Source organism: Bradyrhizobium sp. sBnM-33 (assembly GCF_032917945.1).
In the GTDB taxonomy this organism is placed as follows: domain Bacteria; phylum Pseudomonadota; class Alphaproteobacteria; order Rhizobiales; family Xanthobacteraceae; genus Bradyrhizobium.
Genome location: NZ_CP136624.1, coordinates 2,872,320 through 2,888,874, shown reverse-complemented (window position 1 = coordinate 2,888,874; position 16,555 = coordinate 2,872,320). Strand labels below are relative to the sequence as shown.

Annotated in this window: 15 protein-coding genes, 1 tRNA gene and 1 pseudogene; 4 read left to right on the top strand and 13 right to left on the bottom strand. The window is 56.4% G+C overall.

What is annotated here, in order from left to right:
- The first annotated feature begins 63 nt into the window (after positions 1-63).
- Positions 64-139, top strand: a tRNA-Ile gene (locus RX328_RS13340).
- A gap of 436 nt (positions 140-575) precedes the next feature.
- Here RX328_RS13340 and RX328_RS13335 read toward each other — a convergent pair.
- From RX328_RS13335 to RX328_RS13280, 12 genes and pseudogenes are all read right to left on the bottom strand, one after another.
- Positions 576-1,505, bottom strand: a complete 930-nt coding sequence (locus RX328_RS13335) for an IS630 family transposase (protein WP_317258731.1) — start codon at positions 1,503-1,505, stop codon at positions 576-578.
- 7 nt (positions 1,506-1,512) lie between these two features.
- A pseudogene (locus tag RX328_RS13330) lies at positions 1,513-1,608 on the bottom strand (helix-turn-helix domain-containing protein); the annotation flags it as partial.
- Positions 1,609-1,828: 220 nt separating this feature from the next.
- Positions 1,829-2,683, bottom strand: a complete 855-nt coding sequence (locus tag RX328_RS13325) for an ImmA/IrrE family metallo-endopeptidase (protein ID WP_213253750.1) — start codon at positions 2,681-2,683, stop codon at positions 1,829-1,831.
- Positions 2,680-3,003, bottom strand: coding sequence for a helix-turn-helix domain-containing protein (locus tag RX328_RS13320; protein ID WP_213253749.1), 324 nt, complete (start codon positions 3,001-3,003; stop codon positions 2,680-2,682). The genes RX328_RS13325 and RX328_RS13320 overlap by 4 nt, the downstream gene beginning before the upstream one ends.
- A gap of 41 nt (positions 3,004-3,044) precedes the next feature.
- Entirely contained in the window at positions 3,045-3,611 is a 567-nt protein-coding gene (locus tag RX328_RS13315; protein WP_213253748.1) for a 3'-5' exonuclease, read from the bottom strand.
- Complete coding sequence (locus RX328_RS13310; protein WP_213253747.1) at positions 3,608-4,771, bottom strand: hypothetical protein; 1,164 nt, start codon at positions 4,769-4,771, stop codon at positions 3,608-3,610. The genes RX328_RS13315 and RX328_RS13310 overlap by 4 nt, the downstream gene beginning before the upstream one ends.
- Positions 4,771-5,673 (bottom strand): AAA family ATPase, encoded by a 903-nt coding sequence (locus tag RX328_RS13305; protein ID WP_213253746.1) that lies wholly within the window; start codon positions 5,671-5,673, stop codon positions 4,771-4,773. The genes RX328_RS13310 and RX328_RS13305 overlap by 1 nt, the downstream gene beginning before the upstream one ends.
- Complete coding sequence (locus RX328_RS13300) at positions 5,670-6,170, bottom strand: hypothetical protein (protein WP_213253745.1); 501 nt, start codon at positions 6,168-6,170, stop codon at positions 5,670-5,672. The genes RX328_RS13305 and RX328_RS13300 overlap by 4 nt, the downstream gene beginning before the upstream one ends.
- Complete coding sequence (locus tag RX328_RS13295) at positions 6,167-7,117, bottom strand: CBASS oligonucleotide cyclase (RefSeq protein WP_309142542.1); 951 nt, start codon at positions 7,115-7,117, stop codon at positions 6,167-6,169. The genes RX328_RS13300 and RX328_RS13295 overlap by 4 nt, the downstream gene beginning before the upstream one ends.
- A 501-nt stretch (positions 7,118-7,618) precedes the next feature.
- Positions 7,619-8,515: an SMP-30/gluconolactonase/LRE family protein gene (locus RX328_RS13290; protein ID WP_309142505.1), complete on the bottom strand. Its 897-nt coding sequence runs from the start codon at positions 8,513-8,515 to the stop codon at positions 7,619-7,621.
- Positions 8,516-8,519: 4 nt separating this feature from the next.
- Complete coding sequence (locus RX328_RS13285; RefSeq protein WP_213253742.1) at positions 8,520-10,595, bottom strand: PQQ-dependent sugar dehydrogenase; 2,076 nt, start codon at positions 10,593-10,595, stop codon at positions 8,520-8,522.
- Positions 10,596-10,841: 246 nt separating this feature from the next.
- Complete coding sequence (locus RX328_RS13280; RefSeq protein WP_213253741.1) at positions 10,842-12,206, bottom strand: phospholipase effector Tle1 domain-containing protein; 1,365 nt, start codon at positions 12,204-12,206, stop codon at positions 10,842-10,844.
- A 325-nt stretch (positions 12,207-12,531) separates the two neighbouring features.
- On the opposite strand from RX328_RS13280, the gene RX328_RS13275 reads away from it, so the two are divergent.
- From RX328_RS13275 to RX328_RS13265, 3 genes are read left to right on the top strand one after another with little or no spacing between them, the layout of a single operon-like run.
- Positions 12,532-13,374 (top strand): type IV toxin-antitoxin system AbiEi family antitoxin, encoded by an 843-nt coding sequence (locus RX328_RS13275; RefSeq protein ID WP_213253753.1) that lies wholly within the window; start codon positions 12,532-12,534, stop codon positions 13,372-13,374.
- On the top strand, positions 13,364-14,275 hold the full coding sequence (locus RX328_RS13270) for a nucleotidyl transferase AbiEii/AbiGii toxin family protein (protein ID WP_213253740.1): 912 nt from the start codon (positions 13,364-13,366) through the stop codon (positions 14,273-14,275). The genes RX328_RS13275 and RX328_RS13270 overlap by 11 nt, the downstream gene beginning before the upstream one ends.
- Before the next feature lie 13 nt (positions 14,276-14,288).
- Positions 14,289-15,287, top strand: coding sequence for a hypothetical protein (locus RX328_RS13265; protein ID WP_213253739.1), 999 nt, complete (start codon positions 14,289-14,291; stop codon positions 15,285-15,287).
- A 131-nt stretch (positions 15,288-15,418) separates the two neighbouring features.
- On the opposite strand, the gene RX328_RS13260 is transcribed toward RX328_RS13265, so the two are convergent.
- Entirely contained in the window at positions 15,419-16,504 is a 1,086-nt protein-coding gene (locus RX328_RS13260; protein ID WP_317258730.1) for an IS5 family transposase, read from the bottom strand.
- Positions 16,505-16,555 lie beyond the last annotated feature (51 nt).

Genomic DNA, 16,555 nt, shown 5'->3' with positions numbered 1-16,555 from the left:
TGTCATGCCTGTAAACGATGGCGGCACCGTTGCCGGCCGCCTTCCCGCGGCCGCTCCGCGGCGGGGCCTGTAGCTCAATGGTTAGAGCCGGCCGCTCATAACGGTCTGGTTGCAGGTTCGAGTCCTGCCGGGCCCACCAGACATTACAGGAGCTTACGACGTTCCTGAAGGTTGATAATTTGGCACCGCCTCAGTTACCGCCACAGAATTGATTGCCGTTTTGTTCGCGTGATGGTCTCACGAAAGAAGGTTTGAACCAGGCCAGAGACATCTCACACAATCATCCGATCAATCCGCACCACATTTGCGCGCGGACATGATGAACTAAGATCGATGACCTGCGTTTCCATGACCTTCGCCACGAAGGCAACGGTCGGCTGTTTGAGGCTGGACGTTCCTAAAATAGGTAGCTCTAGTCACCGGACACAAAGATTGGCGAATGTTGCAGCGATAGACCTATTGCCAGCCGGAGGACCTCACAAACTGCGGAAGGCCTCTGCCACCAATGGAAGAATTCAAGGGCTATGCGTCGCTCTCGCGGTATCTAGATTAGCGTTTTCTTGGTTCGAATCATATCAGGCGGCGTCGGCGAGTTTGTAGGACCACGTGTGGATGACCGGATGGCGATTGACGTCGTCGATACCGGCCATGATGCGCTCCTTGAGTTCGTGTTTTGAGGCCACCCGGATGTGGCGCAGGACTGAACGGGCGAACTTGGAGAAGAATCCCTCGATGAGATTGAGCCATGAGCCGTGCTTGGGAGTGAAGGCGAGCTCGAAGCGTCCCACCGGTCGAGTGGCGAGCCAGGCTCTGGTTTCTCTCGATATGTGCACGGAATGATTGTCGAGGATCAATTTGATCGCAGTGTTTGGCGGATAAGCGGCATCGATAAGCCTGAGGAGTTCGATGAACTCTCGACTGCGGTGACGATCTTTGACAAGGGCGTGGACCTTGCCGGTGAGCAGATCGATCCCAGCCAACAGGCTGAGCGTGCCATGGCGTTTGTATTCATGATCGCGCGCAAAGGTGGCGTGGACGCCAGGCTTGGGCGGCAAATCCGGCGCCGTCGTTGCGATGGCCTGGATTCCCGGCTTCTCGTCGCAGGAGACGATCGTCACCGGCTTTCCCCGCCTCCTTCCTTTGGCAGAGGCTTTCTTCAGGATTTCGACTTCACGATAGACGCCCAGCACCTCCGCCATCTTCTGTTCGAACTCGGCGTCGCGATTTTCAAGATAGTAACGCACCTTGTGCGGCTTGATTTCCTCTCGACCGAGGATCTTGCACACCGTTCCCTGGACCAAATTGGCCAAACACGCATGCCCCGCCGCCGGCCCGTGTTCACGCGCATGGCGCGCCAAGAGCCGCGTCGTCCACAACTCATGTGGATAGCCGTGGTCCTTGGCCTTGTCGCACGCCAGCGACACCAACCAGGCTTTGGCTTCCCGGCGTGATGGTTGGTTCCTTGCCCGGTCGCGGGCGATCGTCGAGGGCCGCCAGCGGGCCATCGGCCAGTGCTCGCTCGACACAGCGCTGCACCGTCTGATGATGGACCCCAAGTCTCTGGCCCACCGCGCAGAACGAAGGGTTTTCCCGATACGCCAGCAGCATCTGCGCCCGCGACACCCGGCTCGCCAGTTCGATCCTCGACCGCGAAAGCGTCGTCAAGGTCGCTATCTCTTCATCACTCATTGCCAATTCGACCGCTCGCCGCCATCCTGCCATGATACAGCTCCTCGTTTCGCCGACCGCAAACGAGGAATCCGCCAACAACCCGTCCGTTCCACCAATTCAGCCTGCTGCAGCACGCGGGTTTCATGGAATCGGTCGTCTAGTAAAGACTGGGTGCCCGCTCAATAAACGGAGGCGGGTCATTAGAGAGGAGAAGTAGCGAAATGGCAAAGTCATACTGTTCCGACAGCACCGTCATTTCGGTCACTGGCTCCGGGAACCAGACTCCAAGCTCGTGTTCTTTCGTGGCATGTTTCTCTGCCGTCAAGCGTTGCGCCGCCAGCGATGTTGCCGGAATTTCGATCGGCCCTGCGGAAGTACGGAAAAAGGCTCCGGATTTTAGCGCGGATGCACTCGATCGTGCCCAAAGAATGTATCCATCTCGGGATACGACCAGCACAGCGCGCTTCTCGGTGTAAGCGAGCCAACGGAGTGTCGCGGCTATCAGGGATACTTGGTAACGATCTGAACAATGAGAAATGACGTCCAAGTCGATTTTCGACGACGGCGGAACAAGTCGGCGGAAATCATCAAGCGGCATCAGCAAGTTCGCCGCAAACACATTAGCCTGGTGCTCGATCTGACCGTAAGTCGAGTCCCATTGAACAAAGTCTTGCTCTCCACACCGGATACCTTCGGGATAGGCCAAGCGATGCAATAGGTAGTGGCCGAATTCGTGGCCCAACGTGAAGTTTATTCTGCCGGTCGAACGTATCCGGTTGTTGTAAAAAATTCCCCAGCCTTTCCTCCCGGCGGGTGCTTTGTAGAGAGCACCGTCGAAACCGGGAAGACTGCCGCCAACTATCCGTGAAATCGGATCGTGCGGAAATTTTTGGACACTGTATTCTTGCGCCACGGCTGTGACGTTAATCGGAAAATGCTCTGCTCCCAAAACGGTGTTCAACACGTGGGTTATTTCGAAAGCCCACCGCTCAGGGGAGAACGCATCAGTCATGTATCGTCGCCCCACAGCTTGACCATCTTTCTTATCTTCGCTCTGGTCGCCTCATCCATTTGACGATACTGGCGATAGAATTTGGCATCTGCCGCATCTTCAGTAGAGAGAGACTCTCCTTCGTCTAAAAGATACTCGATGGTCGTATCGAGTTGGTGCGCGATCTTGGCTAACTTATCTGCCGATGGGCGCGGTGGATTTTTATTTTCCAATTCCCAGATGTAGCTCTTACTCGATTCAGAGAGCTCAGCGAGCTTATCGAGACTAAACCCCCTTTCTTTTCGAAGGCGGCGTATCTTGTCTCCCAAAGCTGTAGACATTTGTATCTTCTCCTTTTTATGACCGACAGTTGGAGTGACTGTCAGGCATTGCCCGCTCGGCCAGATACAAGATTCTTACGAATGAGACGGAAGAGCTCTGCTTGATATTGGGCATCGTGCAAGGCGTTATGATCGGACTTGGACTTTGGATTCAGCTTTGCATCAATCGCACTGGAGCGCGTATCGCGCCATGTGGAGCCGGTAGCACCCATATAATAGGCTTTGATGTCCAAGGCGGTAAAACCGAAGGGATTTCTTCCGAGGAATTTGTGGAAATAGTAATTGATGAATGACCAATCGAAGGGGGCGTTAAACCCGACGAATACTGCCGTATCTGACTCACCAACAAAACTTTCGATCCAAGATGCAAATTTCTCCATGGCTTCTTTTGGAGGTAGCCCGGTCCTAGCTAGCTTTTCCAGGGAGAAGCCGCCGACTTCCAGAGCCTTCGGGTCAGCATTTCGATTTATAGGTTGCAGCTCGCAAGAAAATACACGCGACGGTTCATCTACATCACAGGCGCCAATAGACAAGAGGCTGAACTCTCCTGGTATGGGGCCAGCGGCTTCCACGTCAATTGAGATAAAGATTTCTCGCTTGACGGTCATGAGACAAGGGGCTCCGTTGCAACAAGGGCCGGCCTGCTCTGGATGGCGGCCCAATGCTCCCGAAACGCGCGCCGCCGCTCTTCCACCGAGCCCGCTGTTTTCCAATGCAAGCCCGCAAAAGTGTGAATATCGAACGGATGAGAGCTTCCTTCCTTCACCATTAGCATCGTCGGAAGAATACGGCCAAAGGCATAGCCAAGCTCCAAGAAACAGTTCGGGCGCATTCCAGTAATGTCGGCCAAGACCACGCGGCTCCGGTGCAGCTTGGCAAAGATCTCTTGATCGATGCGTGCGTGCTCGTATTTTTGATGGCCGTCTACAACAACCATGCGGTAACCCAGTTCACCCTCAATGATCGGCTGCACAACCACATCGAAAAAATTCTGCACGTCCGCGAAGTCCGCATGGTCTGGATTCAAGAGCCGCACGACGAACGCCGGCGGCGGCTCTAGACTTTCTAGAAGGTCTATGATGCCCTTTATCTGATCGGTTGTGTCGGCGCGATCCGTAAAGTTAATGCGATTCATCCAAGTGTGCGAGGTTTGGGCAAGAGTCCGGAAGAGGCGCGGCGCCTGGGCACTCGACAAGCCCAAAGTGAATAGCCGACGTGCTCCTTCACCAACCGGGGTCACCTTGCAATTGAGCGGAACCACTGGCTTACCCGCGTCATGATAGAGGTTGGCCAGGAACAGCACACCCTCGGAACCACCAACCGTCAGAAGAATATCGCCCCATCGCGCCTGTGCTTCCATGCGCTTGCTGTTCATATTCCAGTGCGACACGTTCTCAATCTGTATGAGGTCCGAGGATCGCAATTCGTCCCAAAGTGCTTGGAACTGGGGCGGAATTTGATCTTCTGTCTTGTGGTGCTGCACCGCGATGACGAGCGGGCCGGGCGCGCCTGACGGGCGGCGGGCGAGGCAGTTGCGGATTGTTTCCCAAATCAACCAGTCGAACAGAATTGGCGTCCCGTCTGCTGTACGGGTTTTCTCACTATCGACCGGCAGGACAAAGGTAGCTCCCCGAGACATAAGCTCCTGTACGAGTCCCTCCACCAGTGCACGCGCCTTCGTCACCTCGGCGACCGCCGCGATAGCTGGATCTTGAGATACGCTACCGGAGATATGGATACGCCGTCCAAAGAGCGAAGACTTCGCCATCAGCGATCCTCCACTGCCGGCGACGCCTTCATCATCGAGACGACGGACTTCAAATGTTCAAAAGAAAGCGGCCGATCCGGAAAAGCTAATGCCAACGCGCCTGGATAAAGGCGAGTGCGAATATCCGAGTAGGTCCAGGATGGCTGACCGCTCTTTGCCTCGGTAGCCGCGACGAGCTGAGCGATTTGTGATTCCGGCAAACCAAGCCCGGCCAAATCGAGCTTAAAGAGTTGGCGGCGCTCTTCGGCGGACGGCCGCTTGAATTCCTCCACGATCGCCGCACGCCTGCGCAACGCAGGATCAAGCACAGACAAACGGTTGGTGCAGAGAAAAGTGACTACACGGCCACCGAACTTTCGAAGATCGTCGATACCTTGAATGAGTGTATTTACGGCCACCTTGTCTTCGTGGTGGCTGTGGTCCTGAGAACGCGAGGTCGCCAGTGAGTCGCCCTCGTCGATGATAAGGACCGCGCGCCGCCCCCGCCCAGCAGATTGTGTTACACGATGAAACGCTTCCGAGAGGTGAGTTCCCATCTCGCCGACTTTACCGCTTCCGCGAACGCGGTTGCTCAACTTGAACAGGATCGAATCTTCTGCCCGCGCTTCGGCAACGATGCGGTTTGCTAAGCACTCGGCGTTTGCACTCTTTCCAGTCCCGACATCCCCGTGGAAGATTGCAAGCGGGTATTGCTCGGCGACAAGGTCGCCGAGCAATAACTTGCCGCCGTGGTATTTTTTGTTCCAGGCACCTAATTCGTTCAAACTCAAGAGAAGTCGAAGCTGATTGTGAACGCGCGTATACCGCTCCTCAAATCCCAGCAGGGTCTTCGCTTTCGCGGTCAACGCTGGGTCCGGAAGCGGGGTCTCGCTGTCGAAAACTTTAGGAGCTGGCTGGTTCACGTGGCAAAATCCTTCCGCTGCATGCCGAAGGCATTGCTGGCGTAGTCGCGTCCACCAGTCGCCTTAAGACCGGTGTGGTTCGTGTCATCGCTCGTTGGACTCCAGTTGATCTTCAACTTTCCGCTCATCGCCGCTTGCTGAGTGAGGGTATAGTCGTCGGTCCAAAACAAGATGATGCGCAAGTAGGCATTGGCAACCCGCGGCCACATAACCCCACCGGGGCGACTCATCGTCAGATCGCCCGAGGCCGTATTCACCATATACTGCGTTGCGCGCAGCTCGACTCCGCCCGACAGGAGCGTGAGGTCGACCTTTTCAAGAAAGCCCTTCTTAGCCAAGGCTTCCACATCATGCGCATACTCGCGCGCTTTCTCCTCAGTGATGGCAGCCGAACTCTGGCCGATCATAACCAGATCGGCCGTGAAACGGCGCGCAACTGCTTCGACGTCGGCCGTGGTATAGGAATAGGTCTCACTCGCAGTGGCAGAATAGGTCATGCGGCTTCCTCGATCTTGAAACGCGGGCCAAAAAGCTCTTTCCACACTTCGTTGTCGTCTTCAGCGGATGCAAAGTGTGCCGCTTCCCAAGAATCCTGCGCTGCCGCCACGATTGAGATGCGCTCCGCCTCGGTGATGCGGCTCGCCACGTTGTTGAGGCTATAGACCGGGTCGATGATGACCACCGGATCAGTGAAGGTGCCGAACGGGGCGGTGTTCTCCGCGAACTGAATCTTCTCCTTCAGGCCGGTCTGGGCGATGTAGAGAAGAATGCGTCGAAAGCGCTCTTCGATACTGCCAGCGTTGCCTTCGGTGTCGAGAATGTACGCGACGATCAGCTCGATAACGAAGGACTTGAGTGCCTTCAGCTCGGCGTGGTTGCGCCATTTCTTGGTCAGGCGAACGAGGGTCCGGTAATCCTTGTCCTTGTTTTTCCGGTCCCGCACAAACTTGATCTGACACGGCGCGCAGGTTTCCAGCTTGGAGCCGTCCTGCAAATCAAACTGCCAACCGTAGCCGGGACGAGCCGGGTCTTCGATCACGGGCACGATGTCGACGCTGAGCCCAGTGCCAACGAATGAAACTGTCGCGGCTTTCCGCTGAATCTCGAAATCCTCGACATCCTTGTTGGGGTAGATCTCAATCAACAACTTGTAGATGGTGTCGTTCAGGCCCTGGAGGGTCTCGTGGTCGATATTGCGACCCGAGATATAGAAGACGACATCGACGTCGACCGGGTCGGTCGAGGTCTTGCGCAAGATCGTGAACTTGGCGAAGGAGCCCGCCTTGACCACCTTGGTGATCTTGATCGCCGTCTTTTCACGAACGGTGCGGCTGAGTTCGGTGATCAACCGATCGACCTGCGCGTGGTATTCCTTCCGCTTGTCGGTCGGAAGCCGCAGGACATTGGCGTCGTAGTACTGGAGCGCTGTGTTGTTGAGGGGCACGTGATTCTCCATAGACTCACATAATGTTCGGTACTCCGAACGATGAATGGAGCGGATGTCTTCGGCAGTCAAGGTTAAAAAGTGCGCCTACTCAGAACATTCACACTTTTTAGGAGGGCCCCGGCGGCACTGGCAAGGGCGCCTGCATCTCGCATTCATGTGCCAATCATGTGTGCCATGTAGAAAATTGTAACGCTCGGCAATTGATTGGAGGTGAGACCTGTAACATATTGATATCAAATGATATATTATGGATTTGATGGGTAAAAGGCAGGAAAGTACTGCAAGACATCAAAAGCCCGCCAGAGGCGGTCTATGTCACTGATATCACTATCAAAGTTTGGTTGCGGGGATAGGATTTGAACCTATGACCTTCAGGTTATGAGCCTGACAAGCTCTCACGAGCCGCTCCGCTTAGGTGCGTTGAGACTGATCAGGTTTGTTAGAAACCTATCCAGTTGCCGACTTATAAGCATTTGCTCGAAGGCTTATAAGTCATGTCTAGCAATCAGTTCTTTGCAGGCAGTACTCACGCCCTTCCTGGTCTGTGCGGAAGGATTCGATGAAGCCCCCTTGCCGCTGGGTGACAAAGATCGTCTTGCCGTCTTTGCCACCGAAGGCGAGGTTTGAGGGCTCTTTGCCCTTGAGCGCGATCTCTCTCTGGGCTTTGCCGTCTGGGGTCAGGACTGCAATTGAACCCTTTAGGATGCGGGCGATGAATAGTTTGCCCTCCGTGTCGGTACGCACCCCGTCGATTGTGTCGCGATCGAACGTCTTGACTAGCCTTGCATTGGTCAGCTCGTTGCCGCGAATTTCATAAGCCCATATCTGACCACTGTCGGACTCGCCGACATAGAGCGTCTTTTCGTCGGGGCTGAGATCGATGCCGTTTGTGGTGCCCATGGCGCGTGGCGCGGTCATCACCTTACCCTGCACCGATCCGTCGGCTCCCTTCGCGATCCGCCAAATCTGGCCGCTGCGTCCCTTCCAGTTCGGGTCGCTCGCGTAGATCGTGCCCTCGCGCGCGATGGTCATGTCGTTAGGCTGGTTCATTTGGTCGGAATGAAACCAGACTTCGGGCATCGCGCTGCCCTTCCTCACCGCGAATATGTTGTGCTTCTTGTAGTCCGCTATGAACATCGTTCCGTCGCGCGCGAAGCGGATCGAGTTGCCGACGCTGCCCTCGGGAAGATCGATGAACTTCTCGGAAGCGGCGCTCCCGGGTGGAAGCTTGCCGATCGTGCCCTGTCTGCCGAGATTGACGACATAGAGATTGCCGTCGAGATCGACGGCCGGCCCTTCGATGCCCGACGTGTATTCGCCCGCGGGCGTGGCCTGGACGCTTTCGAACAACTTCACTTCGGCCGGCGCGGATGTCACGGCGGCCAGGCTCTGCATGGCGCTACAGCAAAGGCACCAGAAGGTCCTGACGGATATAGTAGCCATCTGCATCGGCGCACTCGCCGTTGAGGAAGATATCGGCAGGCCGATAGAACCGGCTGAAGCCGGGCTTACCTGCAGCGTTCTTTTGTGTCACCACGACGACCTTCGTCGTCGGGATTTCGCCGCATTCCTTGTCGGTCTTGCTAACGAATTTCCGCTGGACGGGGCCGGGCTTGATCCGCATCCTTGTTCCGGGAACCATCGTCCCCGCCAGATAATCGGCAAGGTTCAGAACCTGCGCGTAGCCCGGCTCCGTCTGGGGCAATTTCTCTCCTCCTGGAGGCATCAGCTTTTCCGCGCCGAGTCCGCGGAGGCGGATGCGCAGCTTCCCGGAATCGGGGTCTCCTGGATAAATCCAGCCGTCCTGCGCGAGTATGAAGCGCAGGACCGTTTGATCTTTCTCAGCCCCCGGCTGTCCCTTCTTAAGCCCGAAATCGGAATGGCAGCCGAGACAGTGCTTCTCGACCAGATTGGTCCGGACGGAAGTCAGGCGAGCCTTGTTCTTGGAATCGTTCGTGACGAAGCCGGCAAGCTCGTCGATCTGCTCGGGTGTCCGCACGCCGCACGGCAGCGGATCGGGCGGGTTGCCGGAAGCGCGATCGATGCGGATCACTGCCTGGTTCTTGTCCTCGGCGATCCAGATCGCACCATCGGCCGCGACCGTCATGCCGACCGGCGCGCCCTGCGGCCGCGCGCCGTTCACCCGGTACCAGCCGGATATCAGCTCCTCATAGGCGGCGGCCGGAGCATTTCCGGCGTCGGTCTGAAAGGCGCGGCTCGGTTCCGCGCCACAGCTCACCTGATAGCGGACGGGCGGCGGGCTTATTTTCGGGAAGCCGCGGCCGTCTACATCGTAGATGAGAAGACGGCTTCCCGTCGGGCGGTAGCCGTGCAGGGCGACAAGAAGCTTGCCGTCAAGTTCCGGGAATTTGCGCCCGTGATAATACAGCATGCCGAGTGGCGCGCCGTGCGGCGGCAGCAGCGAGTGCGGCGGTTTGTACGCGGCCGTGTTGTTACAGAAATTCTTGTAGGGCCCGGACTGTAGCACCGCCTTAAATTCAGGGCTTGGCGTCGAAAGATCGTAGCAATATGGCCAGCCGTAATGCTTCCCTCTCTCGATCGCGTTGATCTCCTCGTTGGGCTGAAAGATATCCGGCAGGTCCCTCGCATTCTCGCCCTGCAGGAAGGCATAACCGGCGTCGGGGAAGCGGGAATGCACGGCGAGCGCCATCGAGTTCCGGAGGCCCCGCGCATAAATCTCGCGCGGCGGATTGGAATCGCCCGGCCTTAGCGCCGGGAAGACGTTACCGGACGACGGCGTGAACACCCAGATGGAGGCAAGAGGCGACGGGCCTTCACCCGCAGCGCACGGCTTGGTGATCGGCGGCCTCGTGATGCAGTCGTCGCTGTGGGACCCGACATTGACGAATATGCGTCCCGTCCTGTCGAAAATGAAATGCTTGAGCGAGTGACTGCTTTCTTCGATCTTGGTGCCGTTCGGAAGCGTGACCCTGCGGCCCGGGAGGCCGTGAATGATTGTCTCGATCGTGCTCTTCGGATTTGCCGCGAGTGGATCGAACCGGAAAATCGTCTCATGGGTTGAGGCGTAGATTTTCTTATCCGGCCCGATCGCGAGGCCAAACGGATATTCGAGGTTCGTGACGATTTCCTTGACCCGCTTACCTTCCGCGGCGTGAGGATCGAGCAGCAGCAGCCGGCCATCTGTGCGATTCCATCCACTCATGTCGGAGATCACGAACTGCTCGTGGCCGGGGATTTGCACGATGGAGCGCGGAAACCTCAGCCCGTCTTCCTCGCTCAGAACCAGCCCCGCGCAAAACCCCTTCTTCATGTCGATCTTGACGCTGGGAAACGATAGTCCCCGGCTGCCGCATCGCTCCGCGCCGATCGCGTAGCCGCTCTTTCTTTCGGGTTCAGCCGACCAGGCCGACGGACCACAGAGAGCGGTAGCGGCAAGCACAAGCGCCGTTTGAATCCCTCGACGAAAAGAACAGGCAAGACTCGCATGAGCCATGGCAATCTCCGAATCTCTCGCAGACGCGAGTCGCCATACCATAGCATTACCCCTGATTTTCATAATCAGATACTACAACCAAACGTTTTTGCATTTCTGCGATCGGAGATGGCCATCACCATTGCGGAGTGGAGGGCCCAAGAATGCCGCCCGCTCCGGACTGATAAACCTTCTGTGAAAACCTCATCAGTGCGCAAGATCAACTGCCGTTCTCGGGCGGCAGTCGTCACGTCCTTCCACTCGAATTCAGATTGTAAGTTGCTCAGTTGATGCCAATGCTGGGATACGCAATTTCCAGCCGACAAATAATTCATCTGCGTCGTCGATCGTGTCTCTATTAGCGTCGAAGATAATCTTCCACTTTTCAGCATCGCCATAGTAGTGCTTTGCGAGCTTGCGGAGCTGATCGCCTGATACAACCACGTGCTCAGCGAGAATGTTGGTATCCTGCTGACCGGCGTCGATCACGTAAGACGCAAGCGCTGAATCAAGTTTGCTCAACGTTCTTGGCCTATAAGCAGCCCGATCAGGCAATTCGCTAGGCGAGGCTTTGTAACGGCGCAGTGCCGCCGCCGAAAGTTGCCAGCGGTGATCCGGCCCCTTCCTATCCGTCGTGATGACGTTCGTGAAGCTTTTTTCCGGTTTACTCATGTTCACAAGTGGAACGAGAGCATTGGGTGCAAATCCTTGGATGCGTGAGCCGGCGGCGGCATCAAGTACCAGACCCGCACGCTTTGCGCCTTTCAATACCCAAGCCAGTGCCCCGTCAGACAATCCCCGGATGTCACCGCCGCCGCCCACCGAACCATGGGTGCCGGGAAACCACTTCTCCTGATAGGGAGCATCAAGGTGATCCGGGGAATAGTTTTTCGCAGCGTTTATCGCAGTCAGATCACTCCAGGTCGCCGGCGGAAATAATGCGCGGCGCTCGTCAATTGCGACGGCATGTCTCGCACTCTCAACAAAATCGCTCAAACTTGCATCATGAAAAGCATATTTGTTGTTCAGCTTCTGACTGAAAGGCATAACCTCGGGAAAACCGAGCGCTGCAACTGTATCCCAAACTCCTAGGTACTTGATGGTCAGGACTGGAGCCGAGCCCTTTTGGTAGTCGGCCACATTCTGGCAACGCCAAGAGTCGTCGTCAGTACCAACACAAACATTACTCGAGTAATCAGCACGGAACTTTCTCGTGCGTTCGCTGGCGCCGTCCGCTCCGGAGAGTCTTTCACGATACAGGTCTAAGGCCTCGTCAATTCTGGCGGCATGGAGCCGACGCAACGGTCCGACATGGCGCACAAAGTTCACGAAGGTCCGAGCACTAAATGCACCGCGAGAAAATCCGAAGACGAAGATCTCATCTTTGGGATCGTAGTTGAAGATCAGGAAGCGATAGGCCTCGCGAACATTCTCGATCAGGCCTGCTCCGAACATACCTCCAGAGAGTTTTTCGAGACGGCCTGTACCTACGCCTTCATCATAGTGAATGATCTGCGTTATCCCGTCTCTCGTCTCTCGGACGATACTCGCCGCGGTCAAAACGACGTTGGTCGGCGTATCCGCGTTCAACGCATTCCATGTACCGTCAAAGCAAAAAACGAGGCGTTTCATGTTGATCCACCGAAATCAGATGCGCTTTTTCGCTAAGTGTCGTGCTGGATGGGCCAGTGCGCCCCGCGTTCCCTAATGGTCCGGTCGCCTTCAACCATAAGGTGGCCCCAAGGCTGATCTCGCGCTTCGAGACGAATCAGGGGAACGAGGGTTTACAATGTGCAAGACTTCGGTCAAAAACAAGTCGGTTCTACAAATGTCCAGCGATGTTAAGCCCTCAGAACGAGGCTAGGTTCGCTTGTGGCGCGATATACTCAACACTATTGAGTAAATAAGAGAATTTTTAAACTAGCCCTTGGTTTAAAGATATGCTATATTGCTCAATATGGCTGAGCTAAGCACCAGCAAGCTAAACCAACTCCAGAACGAGCTTCCGGAAGGCTTGCTCGTGGATGCCGCTTGGCTTCGAAAGAAAGGCTATGCGACCAACCTTGTCAGCCACTACGTATCGACGGGTCGCCTCGAACAACCCGCGCGTAGCGTGTATCGAAAACCACGCGGTGCATTGAGCTGGCAGCAAGCCGTCATATCGTTGCAGACGATATTGAACGCCAGCCCCCTCATAGTAGGTGGCCGCACTGCCCTCGAACTCCAGGGCTTCGCGCATTATCTCTCGCAGACAACAACAGAGGTCCACCTATATGGGCCGAAGTCCCCGCCGACCTGGCTTGGAAAGCTACGCGTGGGCGCCAAATTCGTCTTTCACAACAGCAAAAGGTTGTTCAAGAACGACCCGGTCACCTTCGGACTTGGCAGCCTAAAATGGGATGTCACCAAATCCCGTAATGACGTTCTCGCACAATCAGGCTTCATGGCGCAGCCTTGGGGTCAATGGGATTGGCCATTGACCCTTTCAATGCCTGAGCGCGCTTATCTTGAAACGCTCGATGAGCTACCGGCACATGAAAGCTTCGAGCAGGCCGACAAACTGATGGAAGGCCTACCAAATCTAAGGCCGCGACGGCTGCAAAAATTACTGGTCGATTGCCGCAGCGTGAAAGTGAAGCGCCTGTTCTTCTTTTTCGCCGATCGCCATAAGCACACATGGCTCAAACACGTCGATAAGAGCGCGGTCGATCTTGGCGCAGGCAAACGTATGTTGGTGAAGGGCGGGAAGTTTGACTCCGCCTACCAGATCACCGTCCCGGAGGATCTGAATGGCGTTTAATGAACAATACCGCCGTCAGGTTACGTTGCTGATGCGCATTCTTCCCTTGGTGGCGCAGGAAGACTGCTTTGCGCTCAAAGGCGGAACTGCCATCAATCTCTTTGTGCGCAATATGCCTCGGCTGTCGGTCGATATCGACCTCACCTATTTGCCGGTTCAGCCGCGTGTGGAATCCTTAGCCGCCATCAGCACCGCGCTAAAGCGAATTGCACAAAGAGTTCAGAAAGCCATCCCCGGCTCCAAATTGATCGAGCAGCACTTCGAAGGCAATCTCGTAAAGCTCCAGGCTCGTGCCGATGGGGTGCAAATCAAAATCGACGTTACGCCCGTGCTGCGCGGTTGCGTCTATCCGCCCGCGCTGATGTCCGTTTCCGACGCCGTCGAAGATGCATTCGGCTACGCGGAAATCCAAGTCACATCCTTTCCCGACCTCTACGCCGGAAAAATTGTCGCCGCGCTAGACCGTCAGCACCCGCGCGATTTTTTCGACGTGCGTGATTTACTTGCTAATGAGGGCATAGACGACAATCTTCGCCGCGCATTTATCGTTTACATACTGAGTCATCACCGACCGATGTCGGAAGTTCTGGCGCCGCCGCGCAAGGACATTGCCAATGAGTACGCTCGTGGCTTCGTCGGCATGACAGAGAACGAGGTCCCGCTCGATGATTTGCTCGCAGCTAGAGAAAGCATCATAGAAAAGATCGTCGGGCAAATGCCGAAGGAACACAGAGCGTTTCTAATCTCGTTTGAAGAGGGGGCGCCCAAATGGGACCTGCTCGGTGTAGATGGCGCGGCAAACTTGCCGGCAGTCAAATGGCGGCAACAGAATCTCGACAAGCTTCCGGCCGAAAAACGCAAAGCACTTGTTGCACGATTAGAAGAAGCGTTGAGCGACTAAGTGGCGGTCATCAATGTCACTTAATCTCACTCGTTTTTGTTCTACTCTGCAGCGCGCGCTCTTGAAGCTCGACGCGAGCGGCCCTGAGGGCTTTGAAGGGTTCATCCGTGATGCGTTCGTCGAAGCGACGGGCATATCGCAAAGAATTCAAAAATCCGGAACACAGGGCGGTGTTGATGCATTTTCAGACGGGTCGGATGATCAGATCGCGGCGGGCATAGAAGCCAAGCGGTATCGCGAGACCACCACCTTGGCACTCGATGATCTCAAGAAGAAGCTGTTTGATGCCGCCAGGCGCTCCGGCAACCCGATAGAGCTTTGGATTCTTGCAGCCAGCAAGGAAGTCTCTGCCGATGATGCCGGCGCTCTTGAACAAATCGGCGATGAACTGGGAATCGGCGTGCTGGTGCTTGATTGGCGCTCAAGAAACGATGTTTTTGCGCCCCTTCCGTTCCTGCTCGCGCTGGCGCCCAATACCGTCGAGCGCGTGCTGGGGCGCAAACTCGGCTCGTCGATAAGGCAAATCGCAGATCTTCCGGAATTTGAAGTCCGAAGAGCCGATTTCCTGCACAAGATCAAACATCCCGGTCTTGGGCGGATTTTTGCGGCGCACGCAGTCCGGTCACGAATTGGCCAAACGCTGCAAACGCGCACCGACTCCAAATCGAGATTGCAAAACAATGTTGATTTATGTGCGCCAGATTGCATCTGGGCGCCGCGTGACAATGAATGCGCAGCCATCGAAGAATGGTCGAAAGCCCCTGACGCGCCGCCCGTTTGCGCAGTGCTCGGCGACGAAGGTGCCGGCAAGACGTGGCTGCTGTTTGATTGGTGGCAGCGGGAATCCGAACGGGACCCGTCGCGATTATTCGTGTGGTTTGCCGCTCGAGACATAACTTCCGGATCGCTCGCGGATGTCTTGGGGCAGCGCTTGCCAAATGGGTGCTCGTGCCAAGTAAGCCCGCGGCGTTTTGGACCCAGCGTGTTCTGCGCTGGCGCCAAGCAGCTCTAGCAGTTTGCTGAAAAACCCAAGGATTTGAGTCTTTTTTGTCTCGGTGAACGCCGTCGATCAAGTTTCAGGTGGTGTGTTCGCCAGCTCGAGGCATTTTTTTTGCGTGAGGGCGGTGTTGCCGCCCGGTACGGCTACGCTGCAAGCAGTTTGGGAATGCGGATCAGGTTATAGGCGATCAGATTGAGCAGGAAGTCGGCGGCAACGCGAGCGATGCCGCGATGTTTGGTCTTGCGCATGGTGCCATGCTGCTTGCCCCATCCGAAGATGCATTCGACCATCGCCCGGCGTGATTGCGACATGCCATATCCCGGATGCCGCGTGGTTCGTTCGTCGATGGCACTGTTGCGGGTCTTGCCGGTTTTGGTGACGGCCTGGTTCTGCGTCACATGCGGCGTCACACCGATGGCGCGAAGATTGGCGACATGATCGGCCGTATCGTACGCCTTGTCCTCACCGGCCGTGATGCGGCGGCCTGCGGCTTTGCGTCTCGCCTTCAGCATGGCCTCCGAAGCCCGGCGTTCGGCGGTGCCATTGGCATGCGTGACCCTGCCGGCCACCGCCAGCCCATGCCGGTTCTCCATGGTGGTGTGGCCCATATAGCAAAGCTTGGCCTCCCGTCCGGTCGCCTTGCGATAAAGCCTGCTGTCCGGGTCGCTGGTACTCGCATGGGTGTCGTTCTTGCGCTTCTGGCCGTGGAAGTTAGCGCCGTCATCATCGTCGCCGCTGCCGTCCTTGGGGCGAAAACTCTTCTGTGAAGCCCAGGCTTCGATCAGCGTTCCATCCACCGAAAAGTGCTCGTCCGACAGCAGCGGCTTGACCTGCGGGTGGTTCAGAAGCCTGGTCATGAACTTCGTGAACACATCGCCGTTCTGCAGCCGCTCCCGGTTCTTGGTGAAGGTGGTCGGGTCCCAGACCGGATCGTCGGGCGACAGTCCCACGAACCAGCGATACAAAAGATTGTAGTCCAGTTGCTCCATCAACTGGCGTTCCGAGCGGATGCCGTAGAACACCTGCAGCAGAAGGGCGCTCAGCAATTGCTCCGGAGGGATCGAAGGACGTCCCTCGCTGGCGTAGAGCCGCCCAAGGCTGCGGTTCAAATCACTCAAAACATCCCGGACAAGTTCCCGCACCTTCCGCAGCGGATGGTTCGCCGGGACCCGCTTATCGGGCGCGATGTACGAAAACAGGCCGCCCTGATCCGTAAATCTGCCACGCATGATCGTCTCCGCCGATTCGAGATGATAAAGTGAATCATCAAGCCCCCTCCG

Bases quoted from the DNA above. Each gene is read 5' to 3' on its own strand.
- RX328_RS13300 (WP_213253745.1), bottom strand. From the start codon at position 6,170: ATGACCTATTCTGCCACTGCGAGTGAGACCTATTCCTATACCACGGCC.
- RX328_RS13270 (WP_213253740.1), top strand. From the start codon at position 13,364: ATGGCGTTTAATGAACAATACCGCCGTCAGGTTACGTTGCTGATGCGC.
- RX328_RS13320 (WP_213253749.1), bottom strand. From the start codon at position 3,003: ATGTCTACAGCTTTGGGAGACAAGATACGCCGCCTTCGAAAAGAAAGG.
- RX328_RS13335 (WP_317258731.1), bottom strand. From the start codon at position 1,505: ATGGCCCGCTGGCGGCCCTCGACGATCGCCCGCGACCGGGCAAGGAAC.
- RX328_RS13325 (WP_213253750.1), bottom strand. From the start codon at position 2,683: ATGACTGATGCGTTCTCCCCTGAGCGGTGGGCTTTCGAAATAACCCAC.
- RX328_RS13275 (WP_213253753.1), top strand. From the start codon at position 12,532: ATGGCTGAGCTAAGCACCAGCAAGCTAAACCAACTCCAGAACGAGCTT.
- RX328_RS13280 (WP_213253741.1), bottom strand. From the start codon at position 12,206: ATGAAACGCCTCGTTTTTTGCTTTGACGGTACATGGAATGCGTTGAAC.
- RX328_RS13290 (WP_309142505.1), bottom strand. From the start codon at position 8,515: ATGCAGAGCCTGGCCGCCGTGACATCCGCGCCGGCCGAAGTGAAGTTG.
- RX328_RS13315 (WP_213253748.1), bottom strand. From the start codon at position 3,611: ATGACCGTCAAGCGAGAAATCTTTATCTCAATTGACGTGGAAGCCGCT.
- RX328_RS13285 (WP_213253742.1), bottom strand. From the start codon at position 10,595: ATGGCTCATGCGAGTCTTGCCTGTTCTTTTCGTCGAGGGATTCAAACG.
- RX328_RS13260 (WP_317258730.1), bottom strand. From the start codon at position 16,504: ATGCGTGGCAGATTTACGGATCAGGGCGGCCTGTTTTCGTACATCGCG.
- RX328_RS13265 (WP_213253739.1), top strand. From the start codon at position 14,289: ATGTCACTTAATCTCACTCGTTTTTGTTCTACTCTGCAGCGCGCGCTC.
- RX328_RS13310 (WP_213253747.1), bottom strand. From the start codon at position 4,771: ATGGCGAAGTCTTCGCTCTTTGGACGGCGTATCCATATCTCCGGTAGC.